This window comes from Sphingopyxis sp. H050 (genome assembly GCF_001468265.1).
Classification (GTDB): Bacteria; Pseudomonadota; Alphaproteobacteria; order Sphingomonadales; family Sphingomonadaceae; genus Sphingopyxis.
In genome coordinates this window covers 48,715-68,802 of sequence record NZ_LNRZ01000003.1, presented here as the reverse complement: position 1 = coordinate 68,802, position 20,088 = coordinate 48,715, and the positions used below count along the sequence as shown (strand labels likewise).

18 protein-coding genes are annotated in these 20,088 nt (G+C 66.3%); 8 read left to right on the top strand and 10 right to left on the bottom strand.

Annotated elements, in window-relative coordinates; translation table 11 throughout:
* Positions 1-12 precede the first annotated feature (12 nt).
* From ATE67_RS06525 to ATE67_RS06510, 4 genes are all read left to right on the top strand, one after another.
* Positions 13-960, top strand: coding sequence for an aldo/keto reductase family protein (locus ATE67_RS06525; protein ID WP_058815944.1), 948 nt, complete (start codon positions 13-15; stop codon positions 958-960).
* The gene (locus ATE67_RS06520; protein ID WP_058815943.1) at positions 957-2,159 is read left to right on the top strand and encodes a serine hydrolase domain-containing protein; all 1,203 of its coding nucleotides are present in this window, start codon (positions 957-959) and stop codon (positions 2,157-2,159) included. Before ATE67_RS06525 ends, ATE67_RS06520 begins: the two co-directional genes overlap by 4 nt.
* Before the next feature lie 120 nt (positions 2,160-2,279).
* Positions 2,280-4,313 carry a 3-hydroxyacyl-CoA dehydrogenase NAD-binding domain-containing protein gene (locus tag ATE67_RS06515; RefSeq protein ID WP_058815942.1) on the top strand — a complete coding sequence of 678 codons (2,034 nt, stop codon included), beginning with the start codon at positions 2,280-2,282 and terminating at the stop codon, positions 4,311-4,313.
* 238 nt (positions 4,314-4,551) lie between these two features.
* Positions 4,552-4,779 carry a hypothetical protein gene (locus ATE67_RS06510; RefSeq protein WP_231728070.1) on the top strand — a complete coding sequence of 76 codons (228 nt, stop codon included), beginning with the start codon at positions 4,552-4,554 and terminating at the stop codon, positions 4,777-4,779.
* A gap of 216 nt (positions 4,780-4,995) precedes the next feature.
* On the opposite strand, the gene mmsB is transcribed toward ATE67_RS06510, so the two are convergent.
* The 10 genes from mmsB to ATE67_RS06460 form a co-directional block, all read right to left on the bottom strand.
* Positions 4,996-5,871, bottom strand: coding sequence for a 3-hydroxyisobutyrate dehydrogenase (mmsB, locus tag ATE67_RS06505; RefSeq protein WP_058815940.1), 876 nt, complete (start codon positions 5,869-5,871; stop codon positions 4,996-4,998).
* 10 nt (positions 5,872-5,881) lie between these two features.
* The gene (locus tag ATE67_RS06500; protein ID WP_156416932.1) at positions 5,882-6,118 is read right to left on the bottom strand and encodes a hypothetical protein; all 237 of its coding nucleotides are present in this window, start codon (positions 6,116-6,118) and stop codon (positions 5,882-5,884) included.
* Entirely contained in the window at positions 6,115-6,897 is a 783-nt protein-coding gene (locus ATE67_RS06495) for an enoyl-CoA hydratase-related protein (protein WP_058815938.1), read from the bottom strand. The genes ATE67_RS06500 and ATE67_RS06495 overlap by 4 nt, the downstream gene beginning before the upstream one ends.
* A gap of 95 nt (positions 6,898-6,992) precedes the next feature.
* Positions 6,993-8,039, bottom strand: coding sequence for an enoyl-CoA hydratase/isomerase family protein (locus ATE67_RS06490; RefSeq protein ID WP_058815937.1), 1,047 nt, complete (start codon positions 8,037-8,039; stop codon positions 6,993-6,995).
* Positions 8,036-9,181, bottom strand: coding sequence for an acyl-CoA dehydrogenase family protein (locus ATE67_RS06485; protein ID WP_058815936.1), 1,146 nt, complete (start codon positions 9,179-9,181; stop codon positions 8,036-8,038). Before ATE67_RS06485 ends, ATE67_RS06490 begins: the two co-directional genes overlap by 4 nt.
* Positions 9,178-9,624 carry a RidA family protein gene (locus ATE67_RS06480; RefSeq protein ID WP_058815935.1) on the bottom strand — a complete coding sequence of 149 codons (447 nt, stop codon included), beginning with the start codon at positions 9,622-9,624 and terminating at the stop codon, positions 9,178-9,180. Before ATE67_RS06480 ends, ATE67_RS06485 begins: the two co-directional genes overlap by 4 nt.
* A complete protein-coding gene (locus ATE67_RS06475) occupies positions 9,587-9,889 on the bottom strand; it encodes an I78 family peptidase inhibitor (protein ID WP_058815934.1) in 303 nt (100 codons plus the stop codon). The genes ATE67_RS06480 and ATE67_RS06475 overlap by 38 nt, the downstream gene beginning before the upstream one ends.
* Before the next feature lie 25 nt (positions 9,890-9,914).
* Positions 9,915-10,439: a hypothetical protein gene (locus ATE67_RS06470; protein ID WP_058815933.1), complete on the bottom strand. Its 525-nt coding sequence runs from the start codon at positions 10,437-10,439 to the stop codon at positions 9,915-9,917.
* A gap of 47 nt (positions 10,440-10,486) precedes the next feature.
* Positions 10,487-11,398 (bottom strand): polysaccharide deacetylase family protein, encoded by a 912-nt coding sequence (locus ATE67_RS06465; protein WP_058815932.1) that lies wholly within the window; start codon positions 11,396-11,398, stop codon positions 10,487-10,489.
* A gap of 34 nt (positions 11,399-11,432) precedes the next feature.
* Positions 11,433-12,926, bottom strand: a complete 1,494-nt coding sequence (locus ATE67_RS06460; protein ID WP_058815931.1) for a CoA-acylating methylmalonate-semialdehyde dehydrogenase — start codon at positions 12,924-12,926, stop codon at positions 11,433-11,435.
* Between the two features lie 97 nt (positions 12,927-13,023).
* Here ATE67_RS06460 and ATE67_RS06455 point away from each other — a divergent pair, with 97 nt between their 5' ends.
* The 4 genes from ATE67_RS06455 to ATE67_RS06440 all read left to right on the top strand — a co-directional run bounded on the left by ATE67_RS06455 (position 13,024) and on the right by ATE67_RS06440 (position 19,847).
* The gene (locus tag ATE67_RS06455; RefSeq protein ID WP_058815930.1) at positions 13,024-13,911 is read left to right on the top strand and encodes a LysR family transcriptional regulator; all 888 of its coding nucleotides are present in this window, start codon (positions 13,024-13,026) and stop codon (positions 13,909-13,911) included.
* A gap of 126 nt (positions 13,912-14,037) precedes the next feature.
* On the top strand, positions 14,038-15,231 hold the full coding sequence (locus ATE67_RS06450; RefSeq protein ID WP_058815929.1) for an efflux RND transporter periplasmic adaptor subunit: 1,194 nt from the start codon (positions 14,038-14,040) through the stop codon (positions 15,229-15,231).
* Between the two features lie 6 nt (positions 15,232-15,237).
* Positions 15,238-18,435: an efflux RND transporter permease subunit gene (locus tag ATE67_RS06445; protein WP_058815928.1), complete on the top strand. Its 3,198-nt coding sequence runs from the start codon at positions 15,238-15,240 to the stop codon at positions 18,433-18,435.
* Positions 18,432-19,847 (top strand): efflux transporter outer membrane subunit, encoded by a 1,416-nt coding sequence (locus ATE67_RS06440; protein ID WP_058815927.1) that lies wholly within the window; start codon positions 18,432-18,434, stop codon positions 19,845-19,847. Before ATE67_RS06445 ends, ATE67_RS06440 begins: the two co-directional genes overlap by 4 nt.
* Positions 19,848-20,088: the final 241 nt, after the last annotated feature.

The following is a 20,088-nucleotide window of genomic DNA, read 5'->3' as shown; positions in this document are numbered from 1 at the left end:
CGGAGAAACGACATGCAGTATCGGCAGCTTGGCGACAGCGGAATCGAAGTCTCCGCGATCTGCCTCGGCAGTTGGCTGACCTATGGCGTCGGGGTCGATGACAATGCGGCGCGCGCGTGCGTCGATGCGGCGTTCGACGCCGGGATCAATTTCATCGACACCGCGAATATCTATGGCCGCGGGGCGGCCGAAAGCTTCCTCGGCGACACGCTGAAGGACCGGCCGCGCGACAGCTATGTGCTCGCGACCAAGCTCTTCTTTCCGATGACCGCCGAGGATCGCGGTCTATCGGCGGCGCAGGTGGCGAAACAGATCGATGCCAGCCTGACGCGGCTCAGGACCGACTATGTCGATCTCTATCAGTGCCACCGCTACGATCCCGACACCCCGCTCGAAGAGACGATGGACGCGCTGTCCGAAGTGGTGCGCAGCGGCAAGGCGCGCGCGATCGGCTTTTCCGAATGGGCCCCCGAGGAGATCGAGGCCGCGCTCGCGCTGGCGCCGCCCGCGGTCAAATTCGTGTCGAGCCAGCCGCAATATAATCTGCTCTATCGCCGCCCCGAGGCAAAGGTCATCCCGATCAGCATGGCGAACGGCATCGGCCAGATCGTCTGGTCGCCGCTTGCGATGGGGGTGCTCAGCGGCAAATATGCACCGGGCGCCGAGCCGCCCGCGGGCAGCCGCGCCGCGAGCGAGGACGAGCAATATATGCAGCGCTATCTCGCCGATCCGGTGCTCGAAGCGGTGCAGCAGCTGAAGCCGGTCGCCGAGAAGGCGGGATGTTCGATGGCGCAGCTCGCGATCGCATGGGTGCTCGCGCAGCCGGGGATCACGAGCGCGATCATCGGCGCGAGCCGGCCCGAACAGCTGAAAGAAACCGCCGCGGCCGCCGATCTGGCGATCGACCCCGCGCTGCTCGCCGAAGCCGCCGCCATCGTCGAAGGAGTCCGCGTTTCGTGAGCCACGGATTCGACAGCAAACGCCTCGACCGCATTCCGGCCTTTCTCGACGCCAAATATGTGAGCGCGGGCCGGCTGCCGCATGCGGCGACGCTCGTCTCGCGGCGCGGCGAGATTGCGCATCTGTCGTGCGTCGGCGAGGCGCGGCCGGGCGAAGCGCTGAAAGACGACGCGATCTTCCGCATCGCGAGCATGACCAAGCCGATCACGAGCATCGCCTTCATGATGCTGCTCGAAGAGGGCAAGGCCGCGCTCAGCGATCCGCTCGTCAAATATTGCCCCGAGTTCAAGGACACCGGCGTCTTCGTCGCGGGCGGCGGCAACGTCCCGTTCCTGACGCGCCCGTCGGCGCAGCCGATCCGCATGGTCGACCTGCTGCGCCATACCTCAGGCCTCACCTATGGCTTTCAGGAACGCACCCCGGTCGATGCGGCGTACCGCAAGGCGCGGATCGACGATTTCGACGCCGACTATACGATGGACAGCTTCATCGCGGGGCTTGCGAAGATCCCGCTGCAGTTCGACCCCGGGGCGCACTGGAATTATTCGATGGCGACCGACGTGCTCGGCGCAGTCATCGAGCGCATCGAGGGCAAGCCGTTCGCGCAGGTGTTGCAGGAGCGCATCTTCGGCCCGCTCGGCATGGTCGACACCGGCTTCAAGGTCCCCGCCGACCAGCAGCACCGTCTGACCGATTGCTATGCCTTCGACCCGAGGGAGAAGATGAAGCCGTTCGACAGCGGCGACAAAAGCCGCTGGGCAAAGGACCGCAGCTTCCATTCGGGCGGCGGCGGGCTCGCCTCGACCTTGCACGACTATCACCGCTTCTGCCTGATGCTGCTCGGCGGCGGCAAGCTGGGCGACACGCGGATCATCAGCCGCAAGACATTGGAGCTGATGACCGCGAACCATCTGCCCGGCGGCGGCGATCTGACGCAGCACAGTGTTGGTATCTTTTCCGAGGCGGAAAATGCCGGCATTGGCTTCGGTCTCGGCTTCGCGGTGAACGAAAGCCCCGCGCAGACGATGACCCCCGGATCGGTCGGCGACTTTTATTGGGGCGGCATGTTTTCGACCGGCTTCTTCGTCGATCCGGTCGAGGAAATCTGCATGGTGTTCATGACCCAACTCATGCCCTCTTCCACCTATCCCGTCCGGCGCGAGGTCAAGACATTGGTCCACGCCGCGATCGATGATTGAAATGCAACACCACCTCGCCGTTCGTGTCGAGCAAAGTCGAGATACCCAGAAGGCATGCGCCGACGATGGGCATCCCGGCTGCGCTCGATGCGAACGGGTTTTAGATTGAAGGAGTCTCCCATGTCCGAAGAAACCCCCGTCAGCGTCACGATGGAAAAGGACGGCGACGTCGCCGTCATCATCGTCAACAATCCACCGGTCAACGCGCTGAGCTGGCACGTTCGCCAAGGGCTGGAAGACAATTTCGGCGCCGCGCTGGCCGACGACAGCGTCAAGGCGATCGTGCTGCGCTGCGCCGGCGCGACCTTCATCGCGGGCGCCGACATCAGCGAATTCGGCAAGCCGCCGCGCGGTCCCGATTTCAACGCGGTGCTCAACAGCATCGAAGCCGCGACCAAGCCGGTCGTTGCCGCGATCCACGGCACTGCCCTTGGGGGCGGCCTCGAGACCGCGCTCGTCTGCCATTACCGCGTCGCGGTGCCCTCGGCGAAGCTCGGCGTGCCCGAGGTCAAGCTCGGCCTGCTGCCCGGTGCCGGCGGCACCCAGCGCCTGCCGCGCGTCGTCGGCGTCGAAGCCGCGGCGACGATGGTGTCGTCGGGCGATCCGCTGCCGGCATCGAAAGCCAAGGAGCTCGGCCTCGTCGACGCGCTCGCGGGCGAGGACAGCCTTGCCGCCGATGCGATCGCCTTTGCCCGCGCGAAGATCGCCGATGGGCCGCGCCCGACGCGCGAACGCCCGGTGTTCGGCGACGTCGCGATCATCGAGCAGCTCAAGACCGCCAACGCCAAGAAGTGGCGCGGGTTCGACGCGCCTTATGCGAACCTCGCCTGCGTCGAGGCGGCGACGCGGCTGCCCTTCGAGGAAGGCCTCGCCTTCGAGCGGCAGGAATTCACCAAGCTGATGTTCGGCAGCCAGTCGGCGGCGCAGCGCCATATCTTCTTTGCCGAGCGCCAGGCCGCGAAGATCGACGGCCTGCCCAAGGACACCGCGCTGCGCGACGTCAAGAAGGTCGGCGTGATCGGCGCCGGCACGATGGGCGGCGGCATTTCGATGAACTTCCTCCAGAAGGGCATCCCCGTCACCATCGTCGAGATGCAGCAGGACGCACTCGACCGCGGCACCGGCGTGATCCGGAAAAATTATGAGGCGAGCGCCGCCAAGGGCCGCTTCAAGCCCGAGCAGGTCGAGGCGATGATGGGGCTGCTCACCCCGACGCTCGCCATCGAGGATCTCGCCGACTGCGACCTGATCATCGAGGCGGTCTATGAGAATATGGACGTGAAGAAGGAAATCTTCGCGAAGCTCGACACCATCGCCAAGCCCGGCGCGATCCTCGCGTCGAACACCTCCTATCTCGACATCGACGAGATCGCGACCGCGACGAGCCGCCCCGGCGACGTGCTCGGCATGCACTTCTTCTCGCCCGCCAATGTCATGAAGCTGCTCGAAGTAGTGCGCGGCGACAAGACCGCGCCCGACGCGCTGGCGACCGCGATGGCGATCGGCAAGAAGATCGGCAAGGTCGCGGTGGTCGCGGGCGTGTGCGACGGCTTCATCGGTAACCGGATGCTCAAGCCCCGCCAGGTCGAGGCGATGAACCTCCTCATGGAAGGCGCGACGCCGCAGCAGATCGACAAGGTCCATGTCGATTTCGGCATGCCGATGGGGCCGTTCCAGATGAGCGACCTCGCGGGCGTCGACATCGGCTGGCACCGCGACCCGACGCGCATCGAATCGATCCGCGACGCGCTCGCCGCCAAGGGCCGCTGGGGGCAGAAGACCGGCAAGGGCTTCTACGACTATGACGAGAAGCGCAATCCGTCGCCCAGCGCCGAGGTCGCCGAAATCATCGAGGATTTCCGCCAGCACTCGAACAAGGCGAAGCGCGAGATCAGCGACCAGGAAATCATCGAGCGCACGCTGTATCCGATGGTCAACGAGGGCGCGCTGATCCTGACCGAGGGCAAGGCGCAGCGCGCGTCGGACATCGATGTCGTGTGGATCTATGGCTATGGCTGGCCGGTCTATCGCGGCGGCCCGATGTTCTGGGCGGGGCTGGAAGGCACCGACAAGATCGTCGCGGCGCTGGAGAAACATGGGTTTGCGGTCGCGCCGCTGCTCAAGGAAAAGGCCGAGGCGAAGGCGGGGTTCTGAGCCTTCCCGACGGTTCCGTATCCCCGCGAAGGCGGGGGCCGGTCCGAGATCGCACCGACCGGAGATGGGCCCCTGCCTGCGCAGGGGCACGCGCACTTATGAAATACAAGGCCGTCTGTCCCGCCGCGGGGCAGGCGGCCTTTCTTTTGCCGGTGCGCCGCCACAGGTGCGACCGGAAACTTGCGATTCAGGGTTAAAGCGCTGGCAAGGCCTGCCGTTAGGGCAGAGCATGAACGCCATGTCCACCCTCGCCATTCTGCTGCTTGCCGGAAGCGCCCCGGCTGCCGCTCCCGTCGCGGCGCCGCAGGTTACTGCCGTCGGTGTGGCACGCGCGCGGATATTGGCGCCCGCCGAGGTGCGGCGGGTTGGCGACCGGATCGAGGTCAGGACCGGCGAGCGCAAGGCGCCGACGCAGGTGCATCGGACCGAACGCCGCGACGGCGGGGAGACCGCGGATTTTTATTGAGCGTGCGGATGCGGGCGGGACGGCAGGTTTCGGCCGGAAGCGGACATAAAGGTCCTCCCCGCTTGCGGGGAGGGGGACCGCCCGCGAAGCGGGTGGTGGAGGGGGCTCTCGGCCTGAAGCGCCGCTTGAGGACGCCACCCCCCTCCGTCAGCGCTTCGCGCTGCCACCTCCCCACAAGTGGGGAGGATCGTCTTGTTCCCACCCCAAAGCTGACGATCAGCCCTGCAACGTCTGGATGATCGCCGAGAAGTCGCGGCCGTCCTTGTCGGCCGCAACAAACGCCTCATACAGTTCGCGCGCCTTCGATCCCATCGGCACATCGGCATCGACGCTCGCCGCCGCCTCCATCGCGAGGCGCAGGTCCTTGAGCATCAGCGCCGCGGCGAACCCGCCCTTGTAGCCATTGTCGGCAGGGGTCGTCGGCCCGACGCCGGGCAGCGGCGCGTAAGAGGTCAGCGACCAGCACTGCCCCGACGACACGCTGGCAATGTCGAAGAATTTCTGCGGATCGAGCCCAAGCTTCTGCGCGAGCGCCAGCGTTTCGCACGTCGCGACCATCGATGCGCCGAGCAGCATATTGTTGCAGATTTTCGCCCCCTGCCCGGCGCCCGCGTCGCCGGCGTGGATCACCGCCTTGCCCATTTTGGCGAGGATCGGTTCGGCGCGCGCAAAGCCCTCATCGGTGCCGCCGACCATGAAGGTCAGCGTGCCGGCGTTGGCGGCGGCGATGCCGCCCGACACCGGCGCGTCGACCGCGACAAGCCCCTTGGCTGTGGCGGCTTCGATATTCGAACGCGCGGTGGCGACGTCGATCGTCGAGCAGTCGAGCAGCAGGGTGCCCGGCGCCGCATTCGGGAAGACGTCGCTTTCATAGACGCCCGCGACATGCTTGCCCGCGGGGAGCATCGTCACAACCGCTTCGGCGCCAGCCACGGCTTCGGCGGCCGACGCGGCTCGCGAACAGCCAGCCTCGACGGCGCGATCCAGCGCCTCTTCGCTGAGATCGAAAGCGCGGACGTCATGCCCGGCCTGCGCAAGGTTCGCGGCCATCCCGCCGCCCATATTGCCGAGTCCGATAAAGGCGATTTTCATCTCTTCTTCCTCAAAATCCATGGTGCAAAGTCAGGCCAGCACCGATCAACAACAGGCCGGCGAGAAAATAGAACGGGTCTTCAAATCGCTCCCAGATCGTCATTGGCGTGCTTACGTGATCCAGCCTCGCACCGAGAAGCTTGGTGACCGGGCAAATTCTTCCGTTGCGCCGCGCCCACCAAGAACAGGCGGACATCGCTATCAACGCGCAGCCACCCATTACCAAGGTGAGCGACGCCAGCGTCACCGCCCCTTCCACACGCCTTCGCGTTTCTCGATGAAGGCGGCCATGCCTTCGGCCTTGTCCTCGGTCGCGGCGAGGATCTGGAACAGGCGGCGTTCGTAGATCAGCCCCTGGTCGAGCGTCGTCTCGAACGCGGCGTTGACCATGTCCTTGTTCACCATTGCGGCCATCGGCGGCATCGAAGCGATCAGGGCCGCGGTCTTCACCGCTTCCTCGACAAGGCTTTCATGCGGAACGACGCGCGCGACGAGGCCCGAGCGTTCGGCTTCTTCCGCGTCCATCATCCGGCCGGTGAGGCACATTTCCATCGCCTTCGCCTTCCCGATCGCGCGCGTCAGCCGCTGCGACCCGCCCATGCCCGGGGCGACGCCGAGCTTGATTTCGGGCTGGCCGAATTTCGCTTTCTCAGACGCGATGATGAAATCGGCCATCATCGCGAGCTCGCAGCCGCCGCCGAGCGAAAAGCCATTCACCGCCGCGATCCACGGCTTGCGGACCTTCTTCACGAAGTCGCTCGTCCATTTCGAGAAGAAGTCCTCGAGATAGAAATCGGCGGCGGGCTTGTCGGCCATTTCCTTGATGTCGGCGCCCGCGGCAAAAGCCTTGTCGCCCGAGCCGGTGAGGACGGCGCAGCGCTGGCTGTCGTCGGCCTCGAAGGCAGCGAAGGCGGCGATCAGGTCCTCGAGTACGCCCGAGTTCAGCGCGTTGAGCGCCTGCGGACGGTTGAGCGTCACCAGCGTCACGGCGCCGCGCTGTTCGACGAGAAGGGTTTCGTAGGTCATTCGGCAATCTCCTTATGATCGTCATACCGGACTTGATCCGGTATCCATTGCGACGGGGCGGCGATGGCCCCCGGATCAAGTCCGGGGTGACGAGCTTATGTAAGCGGGGTCCATTTCTCGGATTCAGGCAGCGGCGCGAAGATCGCGTCGATCCAGTCGTCGGTGACGGCTTCTGCGGTCGGCGGATCCCATTTGGGGCTGTTGTCCTTGTCGACGATCAGCGCTCGGACGCCTTCGATGAAGTCGTGCATCTGGACGACGCGAGCGCCAATCGCATATTCCTGCGTCATCTCGGCCGCGAAGTCGTGCATCTCGCCGCCTTCCTTGAGCTGACGCAGCGCGACCTTGCAGGTCTGCGGCGATTTGCTGTGCAGCGCCGCCAGTTCTTTCATCGCCCATTCGCCGCCATCGGCTTCCAGCGCAGCGAGGATGTCCTCATAGGTGTCGCTCGCGAACAGCCGGTTGATCTTGTCGATCTGGTGGGCGATCGCCGCGGGCGGCGCGGTGACCGACAGTTCGCCCAATATGCCGCCGATGCGGTCGGGGTGCTGCGCGATGCGCGCCTTCGCCTCGGCAAGCTTTTCCGACGGCAGATAATGCGTCGCGAGGCCGAGCGCGAGGCAATCGGCGCCGTCGAGCCGCGCACCGGTGAGCGCCAGAAACACACCGACGCGCCCTTCGAGCCGCGGCAGATACCAGCCGCCGCCGACGTCGGGGAACAGGCCGATTCCCGTCTCGGGCATCGCGAAGCGCGTATGCTCGGTCGCGACGCGATATTTCGCCGGCTGTGAAATCCCGACCCCGCCCCCCATGGTGATGCCGTCCATGAAGGCGACGACGGGCTTGGGGTATGTGAACAGCAGATGGTTGAGGCGATATTCGGTGTGGAAGAAGGCGCGGGCTTCGACCCCGTCCTTCGCGCCGCTTTCCGCCAGCATGCGGATGTCGCCGCCGGCGCAGAAGCCGCGGCCTTCGCTATGGTCGATGATCACGGCCTCGACGGCGGCGTCATCGCGCCATTTCAGCAGCGCCTCGATCATCGCCTGGCACATCGGCAGGTTCAGCGCATGGATCGCCTTTGGGCGGTTGAGCGACAGACGGCCTATGCGGCCTTCCGTTGCGATCAGAACATCTTCGGTCATTGGCGCAGCAAATCCCTTCCGACGATCATCCGCATGACCTGATTGGTGCCTTCGAGGATCGAATGGACGCGGAGGTCACGCCAGAAACGCTCGATCGGATAATCGCGCAGATAGCCGTAACCGCCGAACAGCTGGAGCGCGTCGTTGACGATCTTGCTGCCATTGTCGGTCGCGAGCCGCTTTGCCATCGCCGAGAAGCGGGATTTGTCGGCGGCGTTGGCGGAGACCTTCGCTGCCGCCATGTAAAGCAGCGCGCGCGCCGCCTCGAGATCGGTCGCCATGTCGGCGAGCATGAACTGGGTGTTCTGGAAATCGGCGATCGGCTGGCCGAACTGCTGGCGGTCCTTGGTGTAGGCGATCGCCTCGTCGAGGCAGCGCTGCGCCCCGCCGAGCGAACAGGCGCCGATATTGAGGCGGCCGCCGTCGAGTCCCGCCATCGCAAAGCGGAAGCCGTCACCCTCGGCGCCGACGAGGTTTTCGACCGGCACGCGGCAATCTTCGAAAATCACCTGCGCGGTCGGCGAGGCGTTCCAGCCGAGCTTCTTCTCGGGCGCGCCGAAGCTGAGGCCCGGCGTGTCCTTTTCGATGACGAGGCAGCTGATGCCTTTCGACTTTTCCTCGCCGGTGCGGACCATGCAGACATAGATGTCGTTGACCCCGGCGCCGGAGATGAACTGCTTGGTGCCGTTGAGCACATAATGGTCGCCGTCCTTCTTCGCCGTGGTCTTGAGCGCCGCAGCGTCGGAGCCCGAACCCGGTTCGGTCAGGCAATAGCTCGCGATCTTTTCCATGCTGACGAGATCGGGCAGGAAGCGCGCCTTGATCTCGGCGCCGCCGAACCGGTCGATCATCCACGTCGCCATATTGTGGATCGAGACATAGGCGGATGTCGCGGGACAGCCATAGGCCATCGCCTCCATGATCAGCGCGGCTTCCAATCGGCCGAGCCCGATGCCGCCCGATTCCTCGGACACGTAAATGGCGCCGAAGCCAAGCTCGCCGGCCGCCTTCCACACATCGACGGGATAGTGGCTTTTCTCGTCCCACTCGGCCGCGAAGGGCGTGATGCGGTCGGCGGTGAACTTGCGCGCCATGTCCTGGATGGCGAGCTGGTAGTCGGTAAGCTGGAACTGGTCGGTCATGTCTCTGTCTCTAAAAGGGCTTCGGCTTCGATTTCGACTTTCCACTCGGGGCGGATCAGTGCGGGGATGACGAGCATCGTCGAGGCGGGGCGGATGTCGCCGAACATCGCGCCATGCGCGCGGCCGACGAGATCGGCGTCGGCGGGGTCGGTGATGTACATGCGCGTGCGCACGACATCGGCGGGCGAGCCGCCGAGCGCTTCCAGGGCTTCGCGAATGATCGTCAGGCAGCGTGCCGCCTGCACGCCCGCGTCGCCCGGCGTCGAGCTGCCGTCGGGCTCGATCGGCGCGCAGCCCGCGACGTCGATGCGGTTCCCCACCCGAACCGCCCGGCTGTAGCCGTAAACCGGTTCGAACGGGGACGCGGAGCTATGATTACGCCGCCCCCCGGTTTTCGATTGGTCGTCAGCCACAGGTGACCTGCGTGATCTTGTAGGCGTCATCGTACATGATGTTCACGCGGTCCTGACGATAGTCCATCGTCATCGCCGACCGCGGCGGGCCCCAGCGCAGCGTCCGCGCGCCGGTCGCCTTGACGATCGCGGCGCCGACATCGGCGCTCGCGGTCTGGCCGACGAAGCTCGACGCGGCGGCGGCGCTGCACGTCATTTCGGCGGACGGCGGCGGGGTCGACTCGACGGGGGGCTTTTCCTGCGTACAGGCGGCAAGCGGCAGGACGGCGGCGATTGCAAGCAGGCGAATGTCCATCGTGAGTCTCCCTTTCAATCTGTCATCAGGCGCAGCGCGTATAGCGTATCGGCTCGCCGGTCGCACCCTCGCCCTGATCGCGGCGGACCAGCGTCTTGCCATTGTCGACGAGTTCGAGTTGCACCCGCCGGTCCCAATCCTGCCCTTCGCCGCTGAACTTGTAATCGGCAAGGATTTGTGCCGCGTCGCTCGAGCGAACGCGCGCCAGTTCGCCGTGCGATTCATAGAAGCGCAGGTTCGTCGCATCGATCACCAGCGCGGTCAGATCGGTGCCGCGCTTCGCGGTGCAATCGGCGACCTTCAGCGCCCAGCGCCCGCGGATCGCAGCAGGAATGCTGCTGCCATCGCCCGAGTCTTCGGTTCCGGGCTTCGCCGCGTCTTCGGTCTTGGTTTCGGCGGGGAGGTCCGTGTCGATTGCGGCATCCGGTGCGGCGCGTTCGGCCTTTTGCAGCGGGCCGATCGTCGCGGTGTCTTCGGGCGCCGACGTATCGTCGCCTCCACTGCACGCGGCAAGCAGCAGCAGCGCGGGGGGAAGCATCCAACGGATCATCTCTCGTCTCCTTCGGGAGAAGGAATGCCCGGCAGGTGAAGCAGGTTTCATTTGCCCGCCCCCTCATGCAGCGCCTTCGCGCGGAATTTGGCGATCGCGGGCGCCTCTTCATTATAGCGATACCAGCGCGGCGCCGGCAGGCCCTTCTCCCACGCGAGCGCTTCGGTCAGCGTGCCGTTCGCGGCGGGAGTGTCGGGCATGAGCGTGCCGATTGGGTCGGCATAGGCCGCATCGGCACTGACGATCGTCCAGCCGCCCTTGCGCAGCGCGCGAACGAGATCGCCGATATGGAGTGCCGCCAGATCGGTTTCGTGGAGTAGCATCATATGCACGGGCTGGCGGCCGATGGCTTGTTGCATCAGCCCATCGGCGAAATCGGCAGCTTCGACATGCCAGCGGACGTAGAGCGAGCCCAGCGCCTTGCGATCGACGGCCTTCCCCTCGCGCACCGCGTCGGCGGCGAGCGCCTCGAGCCGCCAGTCCGAGCTTTCCGCGGTGACATAGCCGTTACGGAGGCCGCGCGCCGCGAGCCCCGCGCGCAAGGCATCGCGCTTCGCCTTGTCGCGCCCGCCTTCGTCGAGAAAGGGGAAGCGGAACGACGGGCGATGGCCGGGCTGGCTCTTCAGCCACGCCTCGGCCGCGTCGATGTCGGCGAGATAGGCCTCGGCGGTCGTCGCGTTCAGATGCGGGTGCGTGCAGCTGTGATTGGCGATGACATGGCCCGCCGCGACATAGGCCGCGATCCGTTCGGCCCCGCCGACACCGTCTCCCGTGCCGATCCGGCAGGGATTGACGAAGAACACCGCTTGCGGCGCCTTCGCCCTCTTCAGTTCCGCAATGATCCGCTTCGTGCGTTCTTCGGGCGTCAAAAAGGCGCCGCGGCCGCGCGGCACGTCGTCGAACGACAGCGCGATCATCTTCTGCGCCGCCGCCGGGACCGGCAGCAGCGACAGAAGCATCAGAGGGAGAAGCAACCGGCGTAGCAACGCCGGATTATCCCATGGTCGGAATGACGAAGGCGTTGCCGCCGTCGGGCGAACCGTCGGGCCAGCGCGCGGTGACGGTCTTGACCTTGGTCCAGAACTTCACGCCTTCCATGCCGTGCTGGTTGGTGTCGCCGAACGCCGAGCGCTTCCAGCCGCCGAAGGTGTGGTACGCGACGGGCACGGGGATCGGCACGTTGATGCCGACCATGCCGACATTGACCCGCGCCGCGAATTCGCGCGCGGCATGGCCGTTGCGCGTGAAGATCGCGACGCCGTTGCCGTACTGGTGCTTCGACGGCAGTTCGAGCGCGGTTTCGAAATCGGGGGCGCGGACGATCTGGAGCACGGGGCCGAAAATCTCTTCCTTGTACGATTCCATGTCGGTGGTGACATGGTCGAACAAGGTTGGGCCGACGAAGAAGCCCTTCTCGTGCCCCTGCAAGGTGAAGCCGCGGCCGTCGACGACAAGCTCGGCGCCTTCCTCGGCGCATTTGGCGATCCAGCCCTCGACCTTGTCCTTGTGCGCCTGCGTCACGACGGGGCCGTAATGCGCCTCGGCATCGGTCGACACGCCGACGCGCAGCGCCTCGATCGCGGGGACCAGCTTTTCGCGCAGGCGGTTCGCAGTGTCCTCGCCGACGGGGACGACGACCGGCAGCGCCATGCAGCGCTCGCCCGCCGAACCGAAGGCCGCGCCGGTCAGGTCGTTCACGACCTGATCGAGGTCGGCGTCGGGCATGACGATGCCATGGTTCTTCGCGCCGCCCATCGCCTGCACGCGCTTTCCGTTCGCAACGCCGCGGTTGTAGACATAATGCGCGATGTCCGACGAGCCGACGAAGCTGACCGCGCCGATATCGGGGTGATCGAGGATCGCATCGACCATTTCCTTGTCGCCATGGACGGTCTGGAAGATGCCCTCGGGCATCCCGGCTTCGAGGAACAGCTCCGACAGGCGCACCGGCACCGAGGGATCGCGCTCGCTGGGCTTCAGAATGAAGGCGTTGCCGGTCGCGGTCGCGACGCCGCCCATCCAGAGCGGGATCATCGCGGGGAAGTTGAACGGGGTGATCCCCGCGCCGATGCCGATCGGCTGGCGCATCGAATAGACGTCGATGCCGGGACCCGCGCCCTGCGTATATTCGCCCTTCAGCACATGCGGGATGCCGCAGCAGAATTCGATGACCTCCAGCCCGCGCTGGATGTCGCCCTTCGAGTCCGCGATCACCTTGCCATGCTCGTTCGAAAGCATTTCGGCGAGCTGGTTCATATTGGCTTCGACGAGGCGCTTGAATTCGAACATCACGCGCGCGCGGCGCTGCGGGTTGGTCGCCGCCCAGGCGGGCTGGGCGGCCTTCGCTGCCGCCACCGCGCGGTCGAGGACGGCGCGGTCGCCGAGTGCGACCTGCGCCTGTACGCCGCCGTTGTTGGGGTCGAGGACGTCGCCGAAACGGCTGCTACCGCCGGCCCCGCCGACGATGTGGTGGTCGATCTGTCGCATATCCGAGTCTCCCGTAAAATCTTGCCGCTGCCACAGCCGAGTTACGACGCGATTGCAAGGGATAGACTTGCAGGCATATCCTGCATATTTGCAGCTTATGGACTGGGACAAGCTGCAATATTTCCTGTTCGTCGCGCGCCATGGCACACTCGCGCGCGCCGCGGCGGCGCTGCACGTCGATGCGACGACGGTCAGCCGTCAGGTCAGCGCGCTGGAGGCGGCGCTCCAGCAGACCCTGTTCGAACGCGCGCCGACGGGGTTCGTTCTGACCGCGGCGGGCCGGGCGCTCGTTCCGCACGCCGAAGCGATGGCGGCGGCGGCCGCGCGCATTCACTCGGCGCAGTCCGGCGGCTCGGCGCTGTCGGGGCTGCTGCGTGTCAGCGTCTCGGAAGGCTTCGGTAACAGCTTCATCGCGCCGCGCCTCGCGGGCTTCGTCGCCGCGCATCCCGAGCTGGAAATCGACCTCGTCGCTTCGTCGGGCTTCCTCAACCCCTCGCGGCGCGAGGCCGATATGGCGGTGCTGCTGGCGCGACCGCGTAAGGGTCCGCTGATCACGCGCAAGCTGTCGGACTACAGCCTCGGCCTCTATGCGCCCGCCGACCGTCCCGACTGGCAACAGGCGGTCGCCGCCGCGCCGCTGTCGCGCGCGGGGATCCCGGTGATCGGCTATATGCCCGACATCCTCTATGCCCCCGAACTCGATTACCTCGGAGAGATCGAACCCGGGCTCCGCGCCAATGTCCGCTCCTCATCGATCCTCGCGCAGCGGCGGATGATCGCGGGCGGCGCAGGGGTCGGCGTATTGCCCTGCTTCCTCGCGGGCGACGATCCCGCGCTGGTCCGCGTGCGCCCCGATCAGACGATCGCGCGCGCCTTCTGGCTGGCGCTGCACCGCGACGTTGCGCCGCAGCCGCGCATGCGGGCGTTCATCGACTGGCTTGACGCCGAGGTAAGGGAGAGCCGGGGCTTGCTGGTGCCCGAATGATTCCAACAGCAACCAAAAGTGTCGCACTTTGTCGCAAGTGCCTGAAAGCGCTTGCATGGTGCATTGCAATGGGTTGAATAGCGCCGAGTCCCCAGCCGCCGGCCTATCCGAGACGGAATTTTTCGAATGCTCCAATCCAAGCCGCTGCTCCTTCTCGGAGCCCTTTGCATCGCGACGCTTTCGCTCGGCGCCTGCTCGGGCAAGGAAGAGGAAGGCCGCGGCAACCGCGCGCCGCAGGTCGGCTATGTCGTCGTCGAACAGGAACCGGTGCCGCTGACCACCTCGCTCGGCGGGCGCACCGTCGCCTTCGAGACGAGCGAAGTCCGGCCGCAGGTCAGCGGCATCATCCGCCGCCGCCTGTTCACCGAAGGCGGCTTCGTCCGTGCCGGACAGCCGCTCTACCAGATCGACCCGAGCCTCTATCAGGCGGCAGTCGACCAGGCAGTCGCCAATCTCGCCAGCGCCCGCGCCAGCGCGCAGGCGGCCGAGGAAAAGGCCAGGCGTTTCGAGCCGCTCGCCAAGATCCAGGCGGTTTCGCAGCAGGATTACAGCGATGCGCTGGCGCAGGCGCGCAGCGCGCGCGCCGCGGTCGCGCAGAATGCAGCGGCGCTCGAAACCGCGCGCATCAACCTGCGCTTTACCACGCTGTCGGCGCCGATCAGCGGCCGCATCGGGCGCAGCCTCGTGACCCCGGGCGGACTCGCCAGCTCGGGGCAGGCGACGCCGCTCGCGGTGATCCAGCAGACCGACCCGATGTATGTCGACATGCAGCAGTCGAGCGCCGACCTCACCCGCCTGCGCCAGGCGCTGGCCAGCGGCGGGGTGGCGGCGGGCAGCACGTCGGTGCGGCTGAAGCTGGAGGACGGCAGCGACTATGGCTTCGTCGGCACCGTGCAATTCTCCGAAGTGACGGTCGCCGAAGGCACGGGCACGGTGACGCTGCGCGCGCGCTTCCCCAATCCGCAGGGGCTGTTGCTCCCCGGCATGTTCGTGACCGCCATGTTCGACCAGGCGATCAATCCGAGCGCGATCCTCGTGCCGCAGGCCGCGGTGCAGCGCGACTTCGACGGATCGGCTTTCGTCTATCTGGTCGGCAAGGACAATAAGGCGGCGCGGCGCAAGATCGTCGCCGACCGCACGTCCGGCGCCAACTGGGTCGTCACCGACGGTTTGAAGCCCGGCGACAAGGTGATCACGCAAGGCGTCGGCAATCTGAAACAGGGGGCGCCGATCAAGCCGGTTCCTGCGAGCAGCGCACAGCGGGTGGGGGCGCCCGCAGGCAAGGGCGCGGCCGGGGACAGTGCGGCGAAAGGACAATAACGCCCCATGTCGCGCCTCTTTATCGAACGGCCGATCTTTGCCTGGGTGCTCGCGATCATCGTGATGCTTGCCGGCCTTGGCGCGCTGCGCGCGCTGCCGATCGAGCAATATCCCGACATCGCCCCGGCGCAGGTGAACATCCGCGCCACCTATCCGGGCGCTTCGGCAGAAACGATCGAGAACAGCGTCACGCAGGTGCTCGAACAGCAGCTGACCGGGATCGACGGCCTGCTCTATTTCAGCTCGCAATCGAGCTCGCGCGGGCAGGCGAATATCACCGCAATCTTCGCGAAGGGCACCGACCCCGACATTGCGCAGGTGCAGGTGCAGAACAAAATCCAGTCGGCGCTTTCGCGCCTGCCCGCGCAGGTGCAAAGCCAGGGCATCCGCGTCACCAAGGCCAATTCGGATACGTTGCTGCTTGTCGGGGTCTATGACACCACCGACACGCGGTCGTTTCAGGACGTTTCCGACTATCTGTCATCGAATATTCAGGACCCGTTGTCGCGCGTCGAGGGGGTCGGCGATGTCAACATCTTCGGCGCGCCGCACGCGATGCGCATCTGGCTGAATCCGCAGCGTCTTGCCGCCGTATCATTGATGCCGGGCGACGTAATCGCGGCGATCACTGCGCAAAACAGCGAGGTCGCGGCCGGCGAAGTCGGCGGCCTGCCCTCGCCGCGGGGGCAAATGCTCAACGCGACCGTCACCGCGCAGTCGCGGATGCAGACCGCCGAACAATTCGAAAATATCGTGCTCAAAACGCTACCCGACGGCTCGTCGGTGCGGATCAAGGATATCGCGCGCGTCGAGATCGGCGCGGAAAGTTACAGCACGGTCGTCCGCATCAACGGCCATCCGGGCGCCGGCATGTCGATCTCGCTGTCGCCGGGTTCGGACGCGCTCGAAACCGCCGACCGCGTCAAGGCCCGCATGGAGGAACTGGCCGCAGACTTCCCCGACGGGCTGAGCTACAGCTACGCCAATGACGCGACCGCCTTCATCAGGCTGTCGGTCAGCGAAGTCCAGAAATCGCTGTTCGAGGCGATTTTGCTGGTCGTGATCGTCATGTTCGTCTTCCTGCAAAGCTGGCGCGCGGTTCTGATCCCCGCGATCGCGGTGCCCGTCGTCCTGCTGGGCACGTTCGCGGTCTTCTACCTCCTCGGATTCAGCATCAACACGCTGACGCTCTTCGGGCTGACGCTGGCGATCGGCCTGCTCGTCGACGACGCGATCGTCGTGGTCGAGAATGTCGAACGGCTGATGGAAGAGAATCCCGGCATGTCGGCGCGCGAAGCGACGATCCAGTCGATGAAGGAGCTGCAGGTCGCCCTCATCGCGATCGCGCTCGTGCTGTCCGCGGTGTTCCTGCCGATGGCCTTTTTCGGCGGATCGACCGGGGTCATCTACCGCCAGTTCTCGGTCACGATCGTCTCGGCGATGGCGCTGTCGGTGCTCGTCGCGCTGATCCTGAGCCCCGCGCTGACATCGAGCCTGCTCAAGCCGAAGAGCCATGGCGACGCCCCGGTACAAGGCAGCCGCTTTCCTCGCGTGCAGGCTTTCCTCGAGCGCGCGAAGAACGGGTTCAATCGCCGCTTCGACAATTCGGTGGACCGCTATGTCGGCAGCGTGACCAAGGTGGTCGACCGCAAATGGCTTTTCCTCGGCCTCTATGCAGTGCTGCTCGTCGCGCTCGCCTTGCTCTTCCTGCGTCTGCCGAGCGGCTTCCTGCCGAACGAGGATCAGGGGCGCGTGCAGGTGCAGTTCCGTCTGCCGGCGGGCGCGACGCAGGGCCGGACGCTCGAAGTCCGCGACGCGATCGAGAAATATATGCTGACCGCCGAAAAGGCGAACACGCAGGCGCTTTTCCTCGTCGCGGGTGGCGGCGGCGGCGGCGGGGCGGTGGGCCAGAACACTGGCCAGGGCTTCGTCAACCTCACCCATTGGGACGACCGGCCGGGCGAGGAAAACACCGCCGACGCGATCGCAGATCGCGCGCGCAAGGCGCTGAGCGGCCTTCGCGACGCGCAGATTTTCGCGCTCGTGCCGGGCTCGGTACGCGGGCTCGGTGATGCGTCGGGCTTCACGATGCAATTCCAGAACCGCAGCGGGATGAGCCGCGCAGAATTCGTCGAAGCGCGCGAAAAATTGCTTGCTGCCGCGAATGCGAATCCCAAGCTGACCTCGGTGCGCCTGTCCGACCTTCCCGACGTTGCGACGCTCAAGATCGACATCGATACGCAGCGCCTGACCGCCTACGGCATCGATAACGCCGATGTAAATTCGACCCTCGCGGCCGCGTGGGGCGGGCGATACGTCAACGATTTCATCGACAAGGGGCGCGTCAAGCGCGTCTATGTCCAGGGTGACGCCCCCTATCGCGCGCGTCCCGAAGACCTCGGCCAATGGTATGTCCGCTCGGCAGACGGCGAAATGTCGCCCTTCTCGGCCTTCGCCAAGACCGGCTGGTCGACGACGCCGAGCAGCAGTTCGCGTTTCCAAGGCGTCCCCGCGTTCGAAATCTCGGGCCAGCCTTCGCCCGGCACCAGCTCGGGCGAGGCGATGGACGAGATGGAGCGGATGGCGGGCGAAATTCCGGGGACGAGCGTCGCCTGGTCGGGCTCCTCCTATCAGGAGCGGCTGTCGTCGGGGCAGGCCCCCCTGCTCTATGCGCTGTCGCTGCTGGTCGTCTTCCTGTGCCTCGCCGCGCTCTACGAAAGCTGGTCGATCCCCTTTGCGGTGCTGCTCGTCATTCCGCTTGGGCTGATCGGATCGGTGATCGCGGTGAATCTTCGTGGCTTCGAAAATGACGTCTATCTCCAGATCGGCCTGCTGACGACGATGGGGCTCGCGGCGAAGAACGCGATCCTGATGATCGAGTTCGCCGAGCAGGAAGAGAAAAAGGGCAAGCGCGTGATCGAGGCGGCGGTCGAGGCGGCGCGCATTCGCCTCCGCCCGATCCTGATGACGAGCTTCGCCTTCATCTTCGGGGTGCTGCCGCTGGCGATCGCGACCGGCGCGGGGGCGAACAGCCGCGCGGCGATCGGAACCGCCGTGATCGGCGGCATGCTGACCGCATCCTTCATCGCGATCTTCTTCATCCCGCTCTTCTTCGTCCTCGTGCGTCGCGGCGTGCGCGACGGGCTCGCCGCGGTGCGGCGCCGCTGGGGCAAGAAAGAGGGCGGAGCGGAGGCAACGGCATGAAACGCGCCCCACTCCTGATCGCCGCGCCCTTGCTGCTCGCCAGCTGTTCGCTCGCCCCCAAGACCGTGCTGCCGACGCCGCCGGTGCCGCAAAGCTGGCCGGTTGGCGACGCCTATCTGCTCCAGAGCGAGGCGGCGCTGCCGCTCCTGTCGTTCAGGACGGTGTTCACCGACGCGCGGCTGCAGGCGCTGGTCGAGCAGGCGCTCGTCAACAACCGCGATCTTCGCGTCGCCTATGCCAACCTTGCCGCCGCGCGGGCGCAGGCGCGCGTCAGCCGCGCGGGGCAATTCCCCGAACTCGGGGTCAGCGCCGGCGCGGGCTATTCGGACAATGGTAGCAGGGGAAGCAGCAGTGGGGGCGGCGGCGGCGATTTCTCGCTGCGCGGTGGGATCACGGCGTTCGAGCTCGACCTGTTCGGCCGCCTCGCCAACGCCGCCGAATCCGACCGCAACCGCGCGCTCGCGACCGAGGCCGCCTCGCGCACCGTCCGCCTCGCGCTGATCGCCGACCTTGCGAGCGCCTGGGCTACCTATGGCGCCGACCGCGACCTCCTCAAGATCGCCGAGGACACCGCCGCCAATGCCCGCGAAAGCGTGCGCCTCACCAAGGCGCGGCTCGACGGCGGCGTCGCCCCGCGCACCGACCTGCGCCAGGCCGAACAGATTCTCGCCACCGCCGAGGATTCGATCGCCCAGCAGAAGACCCTGCTCGCGCAGGACGAGAATCTGATCCGCTTGCTCGTCGGCGCCGAGTTCGACCGGGCGCAGCTTCCTGCCGGCCTTGCCGAGGTGACGCCGGGAATCGTCCAGCTTCCCGCCGGGGTCAGCTCCGAAATCCTGCTCCGCCGTCCCGACGTGATCGAGGCCGAATATCGCCTGCGCGCCGCCGATGCCGACATCGGCGTCGCCCGCGCGGCCCTGTTCCCGCGGATATCGCTCACCGGGCTGCTCGGCTTTGCGAGCGATGCCCTGTCGAGCCTGTTCGACGGCGGATCGTTCAACTATTCGGTCGGCGGCGACGCCAGCGCGACGATTTTCGATTTCGGCGGCCGCCGGGCCGGGGTCGATGTCACCAAGGCGCAGCGCGACGCCGCGCTCGCGAGCTATGAAGGCGCGATCCAGACCGCCTTCCGCGAGGTCGCCGACGCGCTCGCGGTGCAGGGGACGATTGCGGAGCGGGTCCGCGCCGCCGCGGCCAACACCTCGGCGGCAGCCGACACCGCGATGCTCACCGACGCGCGCTACAAGGGCGGCGTCGACAGCTTCCTCGCCAGCCTCGACGCCCAGCGCAGCCTCTATTCGGCGCGGCGGAGCGAGATCGGGACGCAGCTGCTGTTGGTCAGCACCCGAATCGCGCTGTTCCGCGCGCTGGGTGGGGATAGCGGCGCCGGGTCTGAAGCGGCGGTGCGCTAGAATATTTCACGCGAAGGCGCGAAGATCCTTGGCCGCAAGGCCCGTTCTCGGAAAATCTCACACAAAAGCACAAAGAGGGCAGTTCCCGCCGCAGCATGGTCTTATCGCCGCTTGACGACATGGGCCGGACTTCGTCCCGCCAAATCGGCCACGGCGCGTTCATGATGCGAAACATGCGAGCGCAGATGCCCTCTTTGTGTGAGATAAATCGGCACAACGCCGCATGTCTTGACAATGGCCC

Bases quoted from the DNA above. Each gene is read 5' to 3' on its own strand.
- ATE67_RS06455 (WP_058815930.1), top strand. From the start codon at position 13,024: ATGGACTGGGACAAGCTGCAATATTTCCTGTTCGTCGCGCGCCATGGC.
- ATE67_RS06480 (WP_058815935.1), bottom strand. From the start codon at position 9,624: ATGACGCCTACAAGATCACGCAGGTCACCTGTGGCTGACGACCAATCG.
- ATE67_RS06485 (WP_058815936.1), bottom strand. From the start codon at position 9,181: ATGACCGACCAGTTCCAGCTTACCGACTACCAGCTCGCCATCCAGGAC.
- ATE67_RS06515 (WP_058815942.1), top strand. From the start codon at position 2,280: ATGTCCGAAGAAACCCCCGTCAGCGTCACGATGGAAAAGGACGGCGAC.
- ATE67_RS06495 (WP_058815938.1), bottom strand. From the start codon at position 6,897: ATGACCTACGAAACCCTTCTCGTCGAACAGCGCGGCGCCGTGACGCTG.
- ATE67_RS06445 (WP_058815928.1), top strand. From the start codon at position 15,238: ATGTCGCGCCTCTTTATCGAACGGCCGATCTTTGCCTGGGTGCTCGCG.
- mmsB (WP_058815940.1), bottom strand. From the start codon at position 5,871: ATGAAAATCGCCTTTATCGGACTCGGCAATATGGGCGGCGGGATGGCC.
- ATE67_RS06475 (WP_058815934.1), bottom strand. From the start codon at position 9,889: ATGGACATTCGCCTGCTTGCAATCGCCGCCGTCCTGCCGCTTGCCGCC.
- ATE67_RS06450 (WP_058815929.1), top strand. From the start codon at position 14,038: ATGCTCCAATCCAAGCCGCTGCTCCTTCTCGGAGCCCTTTGCATCGCG.
- ATE67_RS06465 (WP_058815932.1), bottom strand. From the start codon at position 11,398: ATGCTTCTGTCGCTGCTGCCGGTCCCGGCGGCGGCGCAGAAGATGATC.
- ATE67_RS06510 (WP_231728070.1), top strand. From the start codon at position 4,552: ATGTCCACCCTCGCCATTCTGCTGCTTGCCGGAAGCGCCCCGGCTGCC.
- ATE67_RS06460 (WP_058815931.1), bottom strand. From the start codon at position 12,926: ATGCGACAGATCGACCACCACATCGTCGGCGGGGCCGGCGGTAGCAGC.
- ATE67_RS06490 (WP_058815937.1), bottom strand. From the start codon at position 8,039: ATGACCGAAGATGTTCTGATCGCAACGGAAGGCCGCATAGGCCGTCTG.
- ATE67_RS06525 (WP_058815944.1), top strand. From the start codon at position 13: ATGCAGTATCGGCAGCTTGGCGACAGCGGAATCGAAGTCTCCGCGATC.
- ATE67_RS06440 (WP_058815927.1), top strand. From the start codon at position 18,432: ATGAAACGCGCCCCACTCCTGATCGCCGCGCCCTTGCTGCTCGCCAGC.
- ATE67_RS06470 (WP_058815933.1), bottom strand. From the start codon at position 10,439: ATGATCCGTTGGATGCTTCCCCCCGCGCTGCTGCTGCTTGCCGCGTGC.